18 protein-coding genes are annotated in these 16,836 nt (G+C 69.0%); 3 read left to right on the forward strand and 15 right to left on the reverse strand.

The features are described from left to right. Entirely contained in the window at nucleotides 1-1,446 is a 1,446-nt protein-coding gene (locus G7043_RS06560) for an aldehyde dehydrogenase family protein (protein ID WP_166044604.1), read from the forward strand. Here G7043_RS06560 and G7043_RS06565 read toward each other — a convergent pair. The 9 genes from G7043_RS06565 to guaB all read right to left on the reverse strand — a co-directional run bounded on the left by G7043_RS06565 (nucleotide 1,437) and on the right by guaB (nucleotide 9,653). Continuing rightward, nucleotides 1,437-2,693 (reverse strand): FAD-dependent monooxygenase, encoded by a 1,257-nt coding sequence (locus G7043_RS06565; RefSeq protein WP_166044605.1) that lies wholly within the window; start codon nucleotides 2,691-2,693, stop codon nucleotides 1,437-1,439. The two genes, G7043_RS06560 and G7043_RS06565, sit on opposite strands and share 10 nt — an antisense overlap. Further along, nucleotides 2,690-3,649: an MBL fold metallo-hydrolase gene (locus tag G7043_RS06570; protein ID WP_166044606.1), complete on the reverse strand. Its 960-nt coding sequence runs from the start codon at nucleotides 3,647-3,649 to the stop codon at nucleotides 2,690-2,692. The genes G7043_RS06565 and G7043_RS06570 overlap by 4 nt, the downstream gene beginning before the upstream one ends. A gap of 28 nt (nucleotides 3,650-3,677) precedes the next feature. Next, nucleotides 3,678-5,354, reverse strand: a complete 1,677-nt coding sequence (locus G7043_RS06575; RefSeq protein ID WP_166044607.1) for an FAD-dependent oxidoreductase — start codon at nucleotides 5,352-5,354, stop codon at nucleotides 3,678-3,680. A gap of 33 nt (nucleotides 5,355-5,387) precedes the next feature. Continuing rightward, the gene (locus G7043_RS06580) at nucleotides 5,388-5,927 is read right to left on the reverse strand and encodes a type II toxin-antitoxin system RelE family toxin (protein ID WP_166044608.1); all 540 of its coding nucleotides are present in this window, start codon (nucleotides 5,925-5,927) and stop codon (nucleotides 5,388-5,390) included. Continuing rightward, complete coding sequence (locus tag G7043_RS06585) at nucleotides 5,920-6,231, reverse strand: type II toxin-antitoxin system Phd/YefM family antitoxin (protein ID WP_166044609.1); 312 nt, start codon at nucleotides 6,229-6,231, stop codon at nucleotides 5,920-5,922. The genes G7043_RS06580 and G7043_RS06585 overlap by 8 nt, the downstream gene beginning before the upstream one ends. Before the next feature lie 67 nt (nucleotides 6,232-6,298). Continuing rightward, nucleotides 6,299-6,526, reverse strand: coding sequence for a hypothetical protein (locus G7043_RS06590; protein WP_166044610.1), 228 nt, complete (start codon nucleotides 6,524-6,526; stop codon nucleotides 6,299-6,301). Nucleotides 6,527-6,565: 39 nt separating this feature from the next. Continuing rightward, a complete protein-coding gene (locus G7043_RS06595) occupies nucleotides 6,566-6,913 on the reverse strand; it encodes a hypothetical protein (RefSeq protein WP_166044611.1) in 348 nt (115 codons plus the stop codon). 60 nt (nucleotides 6,914-6,973) lie between these two features. Next, nucleotides 6,974-8,107 carry a GuaB3 family IMP dehydrogenase-related protein gene (locus tag G7043_RS06600; RefSeq protein ID WP_166044612.1) on the reverse strand — a complete coding sequence of 378 codons (1,134 nt, stop codon included), beginning with the start codon at nucleotides 8,105-8,107 and terminating at the stop codon, nucleotides 6,974-6,976. 34 nt (nucleotides 8,108-8,141) lie between these two features. Then, nucleotides 8,142-9,653 carry an IMP dehydrogenase gene (gene guaB, locus G7043_RS06605; protein ID WP_166044970.1) on the reverse strand — a complete coding sequence of 504 codons (1,512 nt, stop codon included), beginning with the start codon at nucleotides 9,651-9,653 and terminating at the stop codon, nucleotides 8,142-8,144. Nucleotides 9,654-9,781: 128 nt separating this feature from the next. Between guaB and G7043_RS06610 the strand changes: the two genes are divergently transcribed. Next, on the forward strand, nucleotides 9,782-10,165 hold the full coding sequence (locus G7043_RS06610; protein ID WP_166044613.1) for a DUF5319 domain-containing protein: 384 nt from the start codon (nucleotides 9,782-9,784) through the stop codon (nucleotides 10,163-10,165). A gap of 149 nt (nucleotides 10,166-10,314) precedes the next feature. On the opposite strand, the gene G7043_RS49265 is transcribed toward G7043_RS06610, so the two are convergent. The 5 genes from G7043_RS49265 to G7043_RS06635 all read right to left on the reverse strand — a co-directional run bounded on the left by G7043_RS49265 (nucleotide 10,315) and on the right by G7043_RS06635 (nucleotide 14,612). Further along, on the reverse strand, nucleotides 10,315-11,205 hold the full coding sequence (locus tag G7043_RS49265; RefSeq protein ID WP_166044614.1) for an anti-sigma-D factor RsdA: 891 nt from the start codon (nucleotides 11,203-11,205) through the stop codon (nucleotides 10,315-10,317). Then, a complete protein-coding gene (locus G7043_RS06620) occupies nucleotides 11,206-11,778 on the reverse strand; it encodes a sigma-70 family RNA polymerase sigma factor (RefSeq protein WP_030471987.1) in 573 nt (190 codons plus the stop codon). It abuts the gene before it with no gap. 308 nt (nucleotides 11,779-12,086) lie between these two features. Next, nucleotides 12,087-12,683, reverse strand: a complete 597-nt coding sequence (locus G7043_RS06625; protein ID WP_030471988.1) for a response regulator transcription factor — start codon at nucleotides 12,681-12,683, stop codon at nucleotides 12,087-12,089. Nucleotides 12,684-12,764: 81 nt separating this feature from the next. Further along, nucleotides 12,765-13,658, reverse strand: coding sequence for a hypothetical protein (locus G7043_RS06630; RefSeq protein WP_166044615.1), 894 nt, complete (start codon nucleotides 13,656-13,658; stop codon nucleotides 12,765-12,767). A 12-nt stretch (nucleotides 13,659-13,670) separates the two neighbouring features. Beyond that, the gene (locus G7043_RS06635; protein WP_166044971.1) at nucleotides 13,671-14,612 is read right to left on the reverse strand and encodes a MerR family transcriptional regulator; all 942 of its coding nucleotides are present in this window, start codon (nucleotides 14,610-14,612) and stop codon (nucleotides 13,671-13,673) included. A gap of 180 nt (nucleotides 14,613-14,792) precedes the next feature. Here G7043_RS06635 and G7043_RS06640 point away from each other — a divergent pair, with 180 nt between their 5' ends. Beyond that, nucleotides 14,793-15,089, forward strand: a complete 297-nt coding sequence (locus tag G7043_RS06640; protein WP_086663892.1) for a WhiB family transcriptional regulator — start codon at nucleotides 14,793-14,795, stop codon at nucleotides 15,087-15,089. 64 nt (nucleotides 15,090-15,153) lie between these two features. Here the strand turns inward: G7043_RS06640 and groL are convergent, their stop codons facing one another. Beyond that, nucleotides 15,154-16,776, reverse strand: coding sequence for a chaperonin GroEL (gene groL, locus G7043_RS06645; protein WP_166044616.1), 1,623 nt, complete (start codon nucleotides 16,774-16,776; stop codon nucleotides 15,154-15,156). Between the last annotated feature and the right edge of the window lie 60 nt (nucleotides 16,777-16,836).

Consider the following 16,836-nt stretch of genomic DNA (forward strand, 5'->3'; position numbering starts at 1 on the left):
ATGGACGCGTTCACGCCGCAACCCAGGCCGTGCTGGGTCGCCGGCCGCCCCGAGCAGGGCGAGCAGGCGTTAGAGGTCTTCCACCCGTTCGACGGCACCGAGGTCGCCTCGGTGGCCGTGCCGGGCAGAGATCAGGTGGAACGTGCGGTGGCAGCCGCCGCGGCCGTCGCGAAGCAGTTCCGGCGAACACCCGCGCACGTGCGGGCCGAGGCACTGCTGCAGGTGTCGCGGACGCTGGCCGAGCGCGCGGAGGAGATCGCCGAGACGATCACCGCCGAGAACGGCAAGCCCCTCAAGTGGGCCGAGATCGAAGTTTCCCGGGCGGTCACCACGTTCCGGTTCGCCGCGGAGGAAGCCCGCCGGTTCACCGGTGGGTTGCAGCGGCTCGACACCGAGGCCGGTGGGGTCGGACGGATGGCGATCGTCCGGCACGTGCCGCGCGGGCCGGTGCTGGCCGTGGCGCCGTTCAACTTCCCGCTGAACCTGGTGGCGCACAAGGTGGCGCCGGCACTCGCGGTGGGTGCGCCGGTGATCGTGAAGCCCGCTTCCGCGACGCCGCTGAGCGCGTTGCTGCTGGGCGAGATCCTGGCCGAGACCGATCTGCCGGAGGGCGCGTTCTCGATCCTTCCCGTGCGCGGCAAGGACATGGACGCGCTGGTGCGCGACGAACGGCTGCCGGTCATCTCGTTCACCGGCTCCACGAAGGTCGGCTGGTCGCTGATGGAAGCCGCGCCGCGCAAGCACGTCGTGATGGAGCTGGGTTCCAACGCGGCCGCGCTCATCTGTCCTGATTGGACGGACCTGGACCACGCGGCGCAGCGCATCGCGACGTTCGGCAACTACCAGGCCGGGCAGTCGTGCATCGCGGTGCAGCGGGTGATCGTGGACCGCTCGAAGGTCGACGAGTTCGTGCCGAAGCTCGTGGAAGCCGTTGGCGCGCTGAAGACCGGCGATCCGCACGACCCCGAGGTCGAGGTCGGGCCGTTGATCGACGAGGACAACGCCCGGCGCGTCGAGGAATGGGTGCACATGGCCGCCGACGCGGGCGCTCGGGTGCTGATCGGCGGCAAGCGGACCGGGACGACCGTCGAACCGACCGTGGTGGCGGACGTGCCGTTCAGCGCCAAGCTGTGGACCGAGGAGATCTTCGGGCCGGTGCTCGTGGTGTCCGTGGCGGACGGCGTGGAGGACGCGTTCGCGCAGGCCAACGACACCAAGTACGGGCTGCAGGCTGGGGTGTTCACCCGCGACGTGCAGGTGGCGTTCGAGGCGGCGGCCGAACTCGAGGTCGGTGGCGTGATCATCGGTGACGTGCCGTCCTACCGCGCCGACCAGATGCCTTACGGCGGCGTGAAGGGGTCCGGCACCGGACGTGAGGGCGTCCGGTCGGCGATGGAGGACTTCACCGAGGAACGCGTCACCGTGCTGACCGGCATTCAGCTGTAACCCAACGCCCGGCGCCTCACGTCGTCGTTGTCCTCGCCGGCGACGTGGCCGTCCGGTCTGATCAGGCGCCCGTCCGCGACCGTGAAACCCGGTCCGGCGGCGCGTGATCGGGCGATCAGCTCGCCTCCGTCGGTCGTCAACGGCGAATCGGTGTAGGCGAACGGCGTGAAGAGCTTGCCGGAGTCGATGCCTTCACCGGTTTCGAGCGCCCGTTGCCGATGTGCTCGCTCTTCGGGGGTGCCCGGCACCAGGAATCGCATGGTGTCGCCGGTGATGCGGAGGTTCTCGTCGGCGGCGGCACCGCGTTCGACGTCGTAGGACGCCAGCAGGCGCGGTCCGGCCTCGCCCCGCCGGTCGGCCGCGATCTTCCAGGCCGCGTTGTCGGCGTCGCAGATCCCGGAGTTCAGGCCGCGGGCGCCGAACGGGCTCATCACGTGGGCGGCGTCGCCGGCGAGCAGGATCCGGCCCGCTCGCAGGGTTTTCGCGCGGCGCTGGTGGAAGCGGTAGGTGGACTGCCAGACGACCTCGTACGGCTTGTCGCCGACGATCGCGCGGATGTGGTCGTCGGTCAGCTGGACGTCTTCCGCGACCTGCCAGTCGATCCGCCAGACGCCGTTCGGCTGCGGGTGCAGGAGGACCTGGCGGCCGGGATTCCAGGGCGGGTCGAAGTAGAAACGGCGTTCCGGTGTCTCGAAGTCCAGGTCGACGCGAACGTCGGCGATGATGAACCTGTCGTCGAACGAAAAGCCCTCGAACGGGATGCCCAGCAGCTGCCTGACCGCGGAGTGCACACCGTCTGCGGCGATGCAGTGGGTGGCTTTGATTCCGTCCTGGGTGGACACCCCCTCGTCGTCCTGGGTCAGGCTTTCGAGGGCGCGGCCGTAGCGGAGTTCGATCAGCGGCTCGGCGCGGACCCGTTCCTCCAGCAGCTGTTCCACGACGGTCTGCGGGGTGTTCACGAACGGCGGGAAACCCTTGGCCTCGGGGAAGGTCAGGGTCAGCACCTCGCGGTCGCGGTGGTAGGTGCGGCCGGTGTACCAGGTGACGCCGGCGTCGGCGACGGCCTGCCCGACGCCGACGCGTGCCAGGATCTCCAGGACGTCGCGTTGCACGCAGATCGAACGGCTGCCTCGTTTCGCGCGCTGTTCCTGGGCCTCCAGCACGATGCTCGGCACGCCGGCTCGCGCGAGGAACAGCGCGGCGGTAAGGCCGACCGGCCCGGCGCCGACCACCAGCACCGGGCTCATTGCAGGGCGTCCCAGACGGCGCGGTCGCGTTCGGCGGTCCAGATCTCCGGCCAGTCCTTGCCATCGCACTCGTCCCAGTAACGCTGCACGTCGAACGGCAGGCAGTGCTCGAAGATCGGCCAACGCCCGTAGCGGCCCACGAGCGTCCGGTGCGCCAGTTCGAAGGCCTGCTTGAGCGTGCCGCCCTCGGCGTGCACCCCGCCGACCGTACGACGCAGTTCGTTCAGGAAGTGCCTGCTCTGGTTGATCGCCGCCTCGACCTCGTAGCGGTCGCGGGCGACCTTGCCCCGCCCGCCGACGAGCACCTCGGCACCGAGGTCCTCGATCTCGTCCAGAGTGGACGTCGCCCACTCGTCGTGGAACGCGTCACCGGTGTAGAGCGCGGCCTGCGACTCGACCAGATCACCGGCGAAGAGGATGCGCTGCTGCGGCAGCCACGCCACGATGTCGCCCGCCGTGTGCCCGCGGCCGAGGTGCTGCAGCACGAGGTCACCGCGCTCGTCGCCGAGCGGGATGCTCATCCGGTCGGAGAACGTGAGCGTCGGCCAGGTGAGCCCGGGGATCTCCTCCGGCTGCTCGAACAGCCGCGGCATGCGGCCGAACTCGCTCGCCCAGTCCTGCTGCCCGCGTTCGGCGATCAGCACCCGCGTCATCTCGTGCGTGACGATCTCCTGGGCGTCGAACGCGCTGGCGCCGAGCGTGCGCACGGCGTGGTAGTGGCTGAGCACCAGGTACCGGACGGGTTTCTTGGTGTGCTCGCGGAGCTGGGCGAGCCATCGGCGCGCGGCCGCGGGTGTGGCACGCGCTTCGAAGCAGATCAGGAAGTCCTCGGCCTCGATCGCCCCGACGTTGGGGTCGCCCTCGGCGGTCAGGGCGTAGACGCCCTCGGCGAGCTCGACGAACACCTCGTCCTTCGGGGCGAGGTCGGCGCTGGAGGCGAAAGGCTTTTTGGCCATGCCTCCACCGTAGCCAAATGAAACCAGCTCAGGACGTCTTCACGATCGGCAACCGCAATGCGGCCGGAGCTTGATCGGGCACCGCCGGGTTCTTCGGCTTCGTCGGGTTGATCCTCTTGTACTTCTGGCCTTGCTGCGGCCGTTCGTCCTGCTCGCCCTTGTTCGGCCACAGCGAGAACGCCCGCTCGGCCTGCGCGGTGATGGTGAGGCTCGGGTTCACCCCGAGGTTCGCACTGATCGCCGCACCGTCCACAACGGACAGTCCGGGGTAGTTGAAGACGCGGTGGTAGGGGTCGATCACGCCGTCGTCCTCGCTGGCGGCGATCGCGCAACCGCCGATGAAGTGCGCGGTCAGCGGGATGTTGAACAGCTCACCCCACGTGCCACCCGCCATGCCGTCGATGTGCTTGGCGGCCAACAGGTTCGCCTCGTGGCCCGCCGGGATGAACGCCGGGTTCGGCTCGCCGTGGCCCTGCTTGCTGGTGAGCTTGCCGCGCTTGAGGTACGTGGTGATGGAGTTGTCGAGGCTCTGCATCACCAGCAGGATCACGGTCCGCTCGCTCCACCGGTGCACGCTGAGCAGCCTGAGGACGCGAAGCGGGTGCCGGACCGCCTGCTTGATGAACTGCAACCACCGCGGCGTGCTCGCCGCGCCGTCCGTGGCGAGGGTCTGCAGCATCCCCATGGCGTTGCTGCCCTTGCCGTACCGGACGGGTTCGATGTGCGTGATCTCATCGGGGTGGATGGAGCTGGTGATCGCGACGCCCTTGGTGAAGTCGTTGTCCGGGTCGACCGTGTAGCGCGCGGCCCCGATGATCGACTCGGAGTTGGTGCGGGTGAGCTCACCGAGCTTGGCCGAGATCTTCGGCAACGTGGTGACCTTGGCCTTGTGCAGCAGCTGCTGGGTGCCCCACGTGCCGGCGGCGACCACGACCTGGTCGGCGGTGAAGCTCTTCGTGGCTTTCCCGCCGGTCATCTTCGTGTCGACGGTCCACCGGCCGTCGTTCTCGTGCAGCGCGGTGACCGTGGTCAGCGGGAAGACCTGGGCGCCCAGCTTCTCCGCGAGGTAGAGGTAGTTCTTGACCAGCGTGTTCTTGGCGCCGACCCGGCACCCGGACATGCAGCCGCCGCACTCGGTGCACCCGGTGCGCTCCGGCCCCACGCCACCGAAGTAGGGGTCGGCCGCAGGCTTGCCGGGCTCGCCGAAGAACACCCCGACGGGCGTGGCGTGATAGCTGTCCTCGACGCCCATGTCCTTCGCGACCTTCTGCATGACGACGTCGCTCGGCGTCGTCGTGGGGTTCGTGACCACCCCGAGCATCCGGCTCGCCTGGTCGTAGAACGGCTCCAGCTCGTCCTGCCAGTCGGTGATGTGCGCCCACTGCCGGTCTTCGTAGAACGGCTTGAGCGGCCGGTACAGCGTGTTCGCGTACACGAGAGAGCCGCCACCAACGCCCGCACCGGCGAGCACCATGACGTTGCGCAGGGTGTGGATGCGCTGGATGCCGAAGCACTTGAGCTGCGGCGCCCACAGGTACCTGCGCAGGTCCCAGCTGGTCTTGGCGAACTCGTCGTCGGCGAACCGGCGCCCCGCCTCCAGCACGGCGACGCGGTAGCCCTTCTCAGTCAGGCGGAGCGCGGCCACGCTGCCACCGAACCCGGAGCCGACGATGACGACGTCGAAGTTACCGGCGAGTTCACCCATGAACGGGAGAGTAGGCGTTACTTCCGGTAACGCCTAGTCCCCTATCGGTTCAGACGGGCGCGGAGTACTCATGAAGGCCGCCCAAGAGTCCACGGCCTGCTCGAGGCTGAGTGCGGCCACCTGCTCCGGCGGAACCCCCGCGGTGTGCACGAGCCGCTGCGCCAGCCAGTCCGGAACCGGCTCGCGCGCTGGGACTTCCTCGACGACGACGTCACCCGCCAGGCGACCGAGCCTGGCGATCACGTCAGCCAGCCTGGCCAGCGTGGAGTCCTCGTCTGCGGCCGCAGCGACCCTCGCCGATGCCTCGGCGTAGACCTCGGCGTCTGAACGCACGCCCACGCACCAGACTTCGCAGACCTCAACAGTGCCGTCAGCGGCGATCCGATAGACGATCCGCCAGTGGTTGCGCCCCACCACCAGCTTCCGGAAACCTGTCAGCTCACCACCGAGCGGGTGCCCTGCTACCGGGTTGTCGAACAGGATCTGGATCTTCTTGAGCACCTTGGGCACGACATCTGCCCCGAGGCGACGCAGGTCGTCAACGGCTGCGTCGGTGAACAGAACGTCAGCCATCGAGCGAGTCGTCATCCCCCACCGCTGCGAGCGACTCACGGGTGTGCCCGAAGGCTGCCAGCACGTCGTCGAAGGAGGTACGTCGCCCCGAATCCTCAGCCGACCGTGCGAGCACGAGCGCCAGATCCCTCAGGTCGGCCTCCGCTTCGTCGATCTCAGCCAGGCGACTCACCGGAACAACAGCGGCAACCGGGCGACTGTGCCGGGTGACGACTACTCGGCCACACCGCTCCGCGTCGGCGACCAGGCCGGCAACGCCACGCTTGGTGGCCTCCGTGACAGTCAGCTCGTGAGGTGCAGTCATGAACAGAACTATACAGAAAAACTAGATAGTTAAGGACGAGGGTGCGCGCGCAGGCGCACCCGTCGCCTCAGAGGACCAGGCCCTCGATCACCCACACCATGAAGGCCACGGCCAGCCCGGTGATCACCAGGCCGCCGCAGATGAACAGGACCAGGACCTTCCAGCCGATGCCACCGACGCCCTCGTCGTTCTCCTCGGGCGTTTCGTCGATCTCGAACTCTTGGACCTCGGCGTCCGCGTCAATCGTGTCCACATCACTGTTGCTGCTGCCGCCGAACAAGGCATCCAATTCCACGCTCAAGAGGACGCGCGGGACCGGGTCTCGGTTGCAAGATCAGGTCTGCGACCAGGCCGCGACCGGCAGGCTCAGGTAAACGCCCACGTCAGCGAGGCCGGTGATGTCCTGCACGGCCGTGCAGAGGCTGTCGACGCGGCTTTGGCGGTTCGCGGCGCGGCTCTCGAACCACTTCGACCTGACTTCGACAACGATGTCCACGCCGCTCACGTCGAACGGGCCGCGCGGGCGGAAGCGCAGTTCCACGTCGCCGGGCTGGAGGTCGCCGTCGTAGGGCTCTTCGGGGCATTCCACGGCCACCGACACGGCGTGCGGCAGTATCGCGGCGAGTTGCTTCAGCACTGCGTGGGGGATGTGGGATGCGTAAGTGATCTCGACGAGCGGCACGTTCCCAGCAAAGCAGAAGGGCGCGTACCAGCTGGAACGCGCCCTTCTGGCTGATCAGGTTCAGCCGCGGATCGTCAGGCCGACCTTCTGGAACTCCTTGAGGTCCGAGTAGCCGGTCTTGGCCATGGCCCGCTTCAGCGCGCCGAACAGGTTCGTCACGCCGCGTGGGTCGGACGACGGGCCGAACAGCAGCTTGCGCAGGTCGAGCTCCTGGTCCACGGCCTCGGCGACCAGGCTGCGGGGCACCGACGGGTGCGCGGACGAGGCCGTCCAGTACAGGCCCTGGCCCGGTGCCTCGGTCGCGGCGGCGAGGGGCTCGCCCAGCATCACGGCGTCGGCACCGCAGGCGATGGCCTTCGCCACGTCGCCCGAGGTCGTGATGCCGCCGTCGGCGATGACGTGCACGTAGCGGCCGCCGGTCTCGTCGAGGTAGTCGCGGCGCGCGGCCGCGGCGTCGGCGATCGCGGTGGCCATCGGCACGCCGATGCCCAGCACGGAGTCGGTGGTGGTGACGCCGGGCGTGTAGCCGTAGCCGACGATCACGCCCGCCGCGCCGGTGCGCATGAGGTGCATGGCGGTGCGGTAGTCGCCGACGCCGCCGGCGATCACCGGGATGTCGAGGTCCGCGATGAACGACTTCAGGTTCAGCGGCTCACCACCGCGGGTCACGTGCTCGGCCGAGATGATCGTGCCCTGCACGACCAGGATCTCGACGCCCGCGGCCAGCAGGTCCGGGGTCAGCTCGCCGGCGCGCTGCGGGCTGACGCGGACCGCCACGGTGACGCCCGACTCGCGGACCTGCTTGATCGCCTCGGCGATCAGGTCCATCCGCAGCGGGGCGGCGTGCAGGTCCTGCAGCACCTTCACCGCGGCGGCCGGGTCGTCGCTGTCCTCGGTCGCCTGGACCAGGCGGAACAGCGCCTCGTCCACGTCGCCGTGGCGAGCCCAGAGCCCCTCGGCGTTGAGCACGCCGAGACCGCCCAGCTCGCCGACCGCGACCGCCGTGCCCGGCGACACGATCGCGTCGGTCGGGTGGGTGATCAGCGGGATGTCGAAGCGGTAGGCATCGATCTGCCACGTCGTGGAGACGTCCTTGGACGACCTCGTGCGACGCGACGGGATGATCTCGATGTCGTCCAGCTCGTAGGCCCGCCTCGCGGTCCGGCCCATGCCGATCTCGACCAGATCGCGCACCTGTGGTTCCTCTCCCAAGCTATTTCGACGAGCTCTAGCGGGTTGTGTAGTTCGGGGCTTCGACGGTCATCGTGATGTCGTGCGGGTGGCTTTCCTTCAGGCCCGCCGCGGTGATCCGCACGAGCTGCGCGTCCTGCAGCTCGGCGATCGTGCGGGAACCCGTGTAGCCCATCGCCGCCCGCAGGCCGCCGTTGAGCTGGTGCACGACCTGCGACAACGGGCCGCGGAACGGCGTGCGGCCCTCGATGCCCTCGGGGACGAGCTTGTCCTCGTTGAGGACGTCGTCCTGGAAGTAGCGGTCCTTCGAGTACGACTTGGCGTCGCCGCGGGACTGCATCGCGGCGAGCGAGCCCATGCCGCGGTAGGTCTTGAACTGCTTGCCGTTGACCAGGACCAGGTCGCCGGGCGCCTCCTGGGTGCCCGCGAGCAGCGAGCCGAGCATCACGGCGGACGCGCCGGCCGCGATGGCCTTGGCGATGTCGCCGGAGTACTGGACGCCGCCGTCACCGATCACCGGCACGCCGGCCGGGCGGCAGGCGAGTGAGGCCTCGTAGATCGCGGAGATCTGCGGAACACCGACACCGGCGACGACGCGCGTGGTGCAGATCGAGCCGGGGCCGACACCGACCTTCACGCCGTCCGCACCCGCGTCCACCAGCGCCTGGGCACCGGCCCGCGTGGCCACGTTGCCGCCGATGACGTCAACCGAGTCGCCGAGCTCCTTCTTGATGCGGGCGACCATCTCCAGCACGCTGCGCGAGTGACCGTGCGCCGTGTCGACCATCAGCACGTCCACGCCCGCGTCGGCGAGCGTCATCGCGCGCACGAACGAGTCCTCGCCCACACCCACGGCGGCGGCGCAGAGCAGGCGGCCGTCCGGGTCCTTGGTGGCGTCCGGGTACTGCTCGGTCTTCACGAAGTCCTTGACCGTGATCAGGCCCTTGAGCTTGCCGTCGCCGTCGACGATCGGCAGCTTCTCGACCTTGTGCCGGCGCAGCAGCCCCAGCGCGGCCTCGGCCGACACACCGACCTGCGCGGTGACCAGCGGGCCGTTGGTCATGACCTCGCTCACGCGCTTGCTGTGGTCGGGCTCGAACCGCATGTCGCGGTTCGTGATGATGCCCACCAGCTTGTTGTTCGCGTCCGTCACCGGCACACCGGAGATGCGGAAGCGGGCGCACAGCGCGTCGACCTCGGCGAGCGTGGCGTCCGGCGAGCAGGTGACCGGGTCGGTGACCATGCCGGCCTCCGACCGCTTCACCGTCTCTGCCTGACGCGCCTGGTCCTCGATCGAGAGGTTGCGGTGCAGCACGCCGATACCGCCCTGACGCGCCATCGAGATCGCCATCCGGCCCTCGGTGACCGTGTCCATCGCGGCGCTGACCAGCGGAATCTTGAGGGTGATGTTGCGCGAGATCCTGGTGCTCGTGTCGACGCCACTGGGAATGACGTCGGACTCGGCAGGCAGCAGGAGCACGTCGTCGAAGGTCAGTCCCAGCATGGCGAACTTGCTCGGGACTCCGTCAGCGTTGAGCTCGCTGGTCATGGCGGGTGACATGCCTTCCGTCGTGCGGTCTCCCCCACAAGCCTGCGGGTCAGGTTTCCGCAGGCGGAGGCGGTGCTGCCCATGGTATCTGGACGGCTCGGGGGGTACGGCGGGTACCGTGCGGGGTCGTGCCGCACGACGCGTTGCCACCAGACCCCTTCGAGGGCGATCCCGAGGACCCAGCGCTCACCCTGGGTGAGCCGGACCACGACCATCCGCCGATGGACGAGGACGAACGAGCGGAGCTGGTCAGCGACCTGAGCGACCTCGCCGTCTACCAGGCGCTGCTCCAACACCGCGGAGTACGCGGCATCGTCGTGGACTGCGGCGAGTGCCAGGAGCCGCACTACCACGACTGGGCACTGTTGCGAGCCTCACTCGAACAGCTCCTCGCCGACGGCCGGATGCGCCCGCACGAGCCCGCCTTCGATCCGGACCCCGGCGCGTACGTGAGCTGGGAGTACTGCCGGGGGTACGCGGACGGCGTGACGGCCACCGAGTCGGCCCGCTGACGCTCGGACCGGGTGGCGGACGTCTCGGGTGATTCGACACACCCGCCACACCGGTCACATTCCACCTGACGTGTGAACGCCCGAGCATGTGAACGGCCCCTGACCTCGAAAGATCAGGGGCCGTTCACACTGCGTCTCAGTTGGGTGTCTCAGTTGGACCCGGTGCCGCTCTGCTCACCCTGGGTCTCACCGGACGACCCGCTGCCCGGCGTCACGCCGGTACCCGGCTCGACGGGCGGTGGCGGTGGCGGCTCGGCGTTCGACGACGGGTTCGGCGGCGGAGGGGTCTCCGACGACGGCGGCGTCGAGGGCTGGGTCGTGGACGGCTCGGTCGAGGCGGACGAGGGCGGCGTCGACGGCTTGCTCGACTCGCTCGGCTTCGTCACCGGCGGCGTCGTGGTCGCCGGGGAGGTCGAGGTGTTGGTGTCGAGCTCCTTCTCGAGCTCCTTGTGCTTCTCCTCGAGCTGGGCCTTGCCGTCGGCCGTCGAGACGGACTCGAGGCTGGCCTGCACCTTGTCGAGCTTCTCGCGGGCCTCGGTCACCTTGCCCTCGCGCAGGGCGAGGCGGGCGGAGTCGAGGTCGTTGCGCACGATGGCCGCGGCTTCGATCGACTTCGCGTGCTCGGAGTAGAGCACTCGCGTCAGGCCCCAGAGAGCGTCACCCGGCTGGGCGTCGCGGGCCACCAGGCTCACGCCGGTGAAGGCGATGGCCAGGACCGCGGCGGCACTCGCCAGGGGGATCAGGAAGCGGTGCCTGCTCACCGGCTGCGGGCGGGCAGCCTGGATCGTGGCGATGGCGGTCTCGGTGTCGACCAGTTCGCCGAACGGCTCGGTCTCCACCTCGTTGCGCCATGCGAGCAGCAACGCGTTCAGCTCGTCGTCGACCAGCGAGCCGGTCGCACCCGGAGTCGCGGACCCCAGTGCGTCCAGCAGCCTGTCATCGGCCTGTACAGCCGAAAGATCGTCTGGGACGGGTTCGTGCGGGGTTCTACCGTCCTGTCCGCGCACTTCCTCGTCGTCCTTCCCGTGCTCGTCGGCCACTCAGACCACCTCCTCCGCTGCCAGCGACTTGCGGAGCCGAGCCAGCGCACGGTGTTGCGCCACCCGGACCGCACCCGGCGTCGAACCGACCGCCTCGGCAGTTTCCTCGGCGGAAAGCCCGACCACCACCCTCAACAGCAGGATCTCCCGCTGCTTCTCCGGCAGGACGCGCAGTAGTACAGCCATCCGATCGGAGAGTTCGCCCTGCATCGCCCGCTGCTCCGGACCAGCTTCGGTCTCCGGCGCGTCGGGAACTTCTGGAACGGGCTCGGAGCGGTTCCTGGCGGCAGACCGATGTGCATCGGCAACCTTGTGCGCCGCGATCCCGTATACGAACGCGAGGAAGGGCCGACCCTGATCGCGGTAGCTGGGCAATGCCGTGAGCACCGCGAGACACACCTCCTGGGCCACATCGTCCGCCGAAGCGAAGCTTCGCTCCTGCCTTCCAACTCTGGCGCGGCAGTACCGCACCACAAGAGGACGAATGGAGGCCAGCAGGCGTTCGATCGCCTGGCGGTCGCCGTCGACGGCCGCGCCCACTTCGGCGTCCAGTCCGTCCCCCAAGTTGGTCATCGCAGACAACAGCCCTGGTGTTACTTGTTGGCGTACCGACACAGAACAACACGAGTCACTCACGGCGACTCGAAGCAGCAGCCCTCACCGTACCGGTCTTCAGGCCTTCTGTTCATCAGTGGGGTATGGACACCCCGCGTGACCAGCAGACACGCCGAACGGCTCAAGCCCGGCAACATTGTCACCGGGCTGGGCTAATTACGCGATTCGAAGAACCACCCCGCGCGGAGGTGAGCCGACTCACGCCACCGGCCCCTCGTCCCCACATGCGGCATATGGGGACGAGGGGCCGGTGCGGCAAGAACGACCTACTGGACGAGGCCTCGCCGGAAGCCGTGCGCGACCGCCTGAGCGCGGTCACGGACACCGAGCTTGCGGAAGAGACGACGAGCGTGCGTCTTCACCGTGTCCTCCGACAGGTAGAGCTCGCGGCCGATCTGGCCGTTGCTCTTGCCCTGACTCATGCCGCGCAGCACCTGGAGCTCACGCTCCGTGAGCTGCACGCCTGGGTCGGAGGGCTGACGCGGAGCCGGCACCGAGGTGCTGGCGAGCGTGTGCGCGAGGGCTGCCACAAGCTCGGGACGCGACGCGTCCCACCTCAGGTAGCCACGAGCGCCGCCGGCGATCGCCGCGGCGATGCTCCCGGCGTCGTCGGGCGCGCCGAACACGATGACGTTTGCCTGCGGGTTCGCGGAGACGAGCCGACGGGTTGCTTCAACCCCGGTCGGGACGGCGCGCTGGGTTCCCACCAGGACGACGTCGACCGGCTGCCTTGAAAAGCGAGCCAACAACTCGTCACCGTGCGCTACGCAGTCGATGCGGCTAACCCCGGGGACAGCCGACATCACGCGGGTGAGACCCTCCCGCACACTGCGCCGGTCGTCGCAAATAAGGACCGTGGTCACGGGGACTCCTTTCCTGCAGCCGAGTGACGTTCCATCTCCCCTATCGGACGCTCGGGGCCCAACCTTGACACGATCCGGTGCTTAATCCGTCAAGAAGTTCGCCTGAGGGTCTGCGTTCGGGGGTTCCCCGGAACGGAGCAGCCCACTCGGCACCCACGGGGAATCAAGAGCGACCTGACGGCTGACGGGATCAGCTCTGCGTAACACGCAGCTCAGAGCCTCCGTCGCCCGGTTGATGGCGACTGCGCCCACCGTGGGGGCATGGCCCGCCAGCACAAGAGCGCTCGGCCAGATCAACGGATGAAGACCCTTCGCGGCACTGTGATTTAGCTCACACTCGACTAGTTCAACCCCTCGGTTCAGGCCGTCGGGTGTCCCCCACACGACCAACGAGGTGCCCAGAACGAGTGCCGACTTGAGCTCGTGACGCAGCGCCTTTCTGCTCGTCGCCACGCCGTACGCCCGCTCGGCGGGGGCCACGGCGGCGTGCGCCTGACCGGAGGCGAGCTCAACCTCTGCGGTTACCCACCCTCGCCGAACGTCACTCCTCCACGAGTCCGTCTCAATTCGTGCGAGCAACCTCCGGGCCTCACCCAGCCGCCCGGCACCGAGCGAATCGGCGGCGAGACCGAGCAGGGCGTCCGTTCGGGCACCCGCCGCGTCGATCCCGTCCGGATCACCGCCGGCCGCGGTCGTGAGGCGGGCGAGGGCGGCGCCGTCGAGCGGCCGGGCGAGCCGATGGGCGCCTATCTGACGCAGGTGCGAGGCGCGAGTGGAGAGAGAAAGCGAGGCGATCACGGGATCCGGGTCGTGACGGAGCGCATCCAGGACGGTGGCCGCGGCGGCGTAGTGACCCTGACCGCCCAGAACGACCGCGGCGAGCCAGCGCACCCGCGCACTGGAGGACGCCAGCGCCGGCCAGACGTCCAGCTCGGGTGAGTCACCGAACGCGGCCCGGCGCAGCTCCTCTTCCACCGGTGAAGTCTGTCAGGTGACCGCGGCCTCGACGGCGTCGACGGCGGCCGCGAGGTCCTCCACGCGCTCGGCCGGTGTCGTGACCACCCCGCGCCGCCAGCCCGGCCCGCCGACGAACAACCGCACCTGCTGCCGGGTGCGCGGCAGGGCGGAGATCACCCCCGGATCGGCGTACCGGGGCAGTTGCGCCCACAACACCACCGCGGACGGGGCGGTACGACGCACAGCGGCGGCCAGCGCGTCCATCGGCAGCGCCGCTCCCAACTGCCGGACGACCACGCCTCGACACGCCAGCTCGGCAGCCAGCGGATAGAGCGGAAGGTTGTGCCTCTCCTCCGGCATGCACGCCAGCAACACGGGCCGATGGTTGCGCCCGAGAGTGACGAGCGGTGTCGCCCGCACGAACGCGGCGAGCACGCACTCGTTCAACAGGTGCTCCACCTCCACCCCGGCGCCGGACAGCTGCCAGCGCGCCGCGACGGCCGTCAGCACCGGGCGCACGACCTCGTCCCAGGTCGCGATCACGCCGTCGGACGCGAGCGAGTCGGCGAGCATTCCCTGCACGGCGATCGAGTCCATCGCGACCGCCGCCCGGCCGAGCCCGCGCGCCAATCGAGACGCTCCGGGCATTTTCAGTCCGCGGCCGCCACCCGATGGGGCGACGGGCACCTCGCCGTGCGTCATCGACGATTTCGAGTCGAGCGCGAAACGGGCCGCCTCCGCCGAGGACGCGCCACGCAGAAGAGCGCGTTGCATCAATTCCAAACGAGCCACATCGCGGGGGCCGTATTTGCGGTGCCGCCCGATCGTGTGATCGCTCGGCCCCAGCCCGTAGCGGCGGTCCCAGGTGCGCAGGGTGGCCGGAGCCACGCCGAGTCGCCTGGCCACCGCGGCCACTGAGAGAAGGGGCTCACTCGTGTGACTACCGGACGATCTGATCTCCGGCGGTGTCATCACGAGAGCCATGTTCCGTTCACCTCATCCGGGCGGCAACTCCGGGCGGTGAGTGATCGAACACGCGTGCCGTCACCCATCAGTTGATTTGGGTCTTCAGCCTCTTGAACAAGTTTTGACGCGGTTCTACGGTGGATCATCATTAAGCCGAATGGAGCAGTCGTCACGGAGGCGGTCTCGATGGCGGACACCCGAAGGCTCCCCGGTCCCAACGCAGATCTGTGGGACTGGCAGATGCGCGGTTCGTGCCGGGGCATGGACAGCGCGTTCTTCTTCCACCCCGACGGCGAACGGGGTCCGGCGAGATCTCGCCGGGAAGCTCGAGCCAAGGCAGTCTGCCTCGCCTGCCCGGTGCTGGAGATGTGTCGCAGGCACGCGCTCGCAGTGCAGGAACCGTACGGAATTTGGGGCGGGCTCTCGGAATCGGAGCGCGACCACATCATCAAGGCACGTAAGCGCCAATTGGCGATCGTATAACCAAAAGAAACCGGGACGGCACCAAACGAATTGGTACCGCCCCGGTTTCTTTTGAGCCGAAAACTCAGTGGCCGTGCCCGTGGCCGTGGCCGTGTCCGGCCGCGGCGGGCTCGTCCGCCTTCTTCTCGACGATGGCGCTCTCGGTCGTGAGCACCATGCGCGCGATCGACGCGGCGTTCGCCACGGCGGAGCGGGTGACCTTGACCGGGTCGATGATGCCCTGCTCCAGCAGGTCGCCGTACTCGAGCTTGGCGGCGTTGATGCCGAAGCCCCAGTCGCCCTCGCGGACCTTGTTCACCACGACGGCGCCCTCGAGGCCCGAGTTCGCGGCGATCCAGAACAGCGGCGCGGACAGGGCCTTCGCGACCAGCGCGACACCCGTGGCCTCGTCACCGGTCAGGTCCAGGCCGCCGTCCAGCACCTTGGCGGCGTGGACGAGCGCGGAACCACCGCCGGGCACGATGCCCTCCTCGACCGCGGCCTTGGTAGCGGCGACCGCGTCCTCGATGCGGTGCTTGCGCTCCTTGAGCTCGGTCTCGGTGGCGGCGCCGACCTTGATCACGGCGATGCCGCCGGAGAGCTTCGCGAGGCGCTCCTGGAGCTTCTCGCGGTCCCAGTCGGAGTCCGTGGCCTCGATCTCGCGGCGCAGCTGCTCCGCGCGGCCGGCGATGTCGGCCTTGGTGCCGCCGCCGTCCACGATCGTGGTGTCGTCCTTGGTCACGACGACGCGGCGGGCGGTGCCCAGCTGGTCGAGCGTGGTCTCGGACAGCTTCAGGCCGATCTCCGAGGAGATCACCTCGCCGCCGGTGACGACCGCGAGGTCGTCCAGGAACGCCTTGCGGCGGTCACCGAAGAACGGCGCCTTCACGGCGACGACCTTCAGCGTCTTGCGCACGGCGTTGACCACCAGCGTGGACAGGGCCTCGCCCTCGACGTCCTCGGCGATGATCAGCAGCGGCTTGCCGGACTCCGCGACCTTCTCGAGGATCGGGAGGACGTCGGCCAGGGCCGAGATCTTCTCGCGGTGCAGCAGGATGCGGACGTCTTCGTAGACGGCCTCCTGCGCCTCGAGGTCGGTCGAGAAGTGCGTCGACACGTAACCCTTGTCGAACTGCACGCCCTCGGTGATGACGAGCTCGGTGGCGAGCGTCGAGGACTCCTCGACGGTGATCACGCCGTCCTCGCCGACCCGCTCGATGGCCTCGCCGAGCAGGGCGCCGATCGACTCGTCCCGCGAGGAGACGGTGCCGACCTGCGCGATGTTCTCGCGGCCCTTGACCGGGGTGGCCTTGCCCTTGAGCGCGTCCACGACGGCGTCGGAGGCGGCCTGGATGCCACGGCCGAGCGCGGTCGGGTTCGCACCCGCGGCGATGTTGCGCAGGCCTTCCTTGACCAGCGCCTGCGCCAGCACGGTGGCGGTGGTGGTGCCGTCACCCGCGACGTCGTTGGTCTTGGTGGCGACCGACTTGGCGAGCTGTGCGCCGAGGTTCTCGAACGCGTCGTCCAGCTCGATCTCACGGGCGATCGTCACACCGTCGTTGGTGACCGTCGGGCCACCGAACTTCTTGTCGAGGACGACGTGGCGCCCGCGCGGGCCAAGGGTGACCTTGACCGTGTCCGCGAGCTTGTTCACGCCGCGCTCGAGCGCCCGACGAGCGTCCTCGTCGAAGCTGATCTGCTTGGGCATTTAACTCAAAGCCTCTCTGGGTAGCGAAACGCCCCGGTAGCCCCGGATGGGGCGCCGGGG

This window comes from Lentzea alba (genome assembly GCF_011067745.1).
GTDB lineage: Bacteria > Actinomycetota > Actinomycetes > Mycobacteriales > Pseudonocardiaceae > Lentzea > Lentzea alba.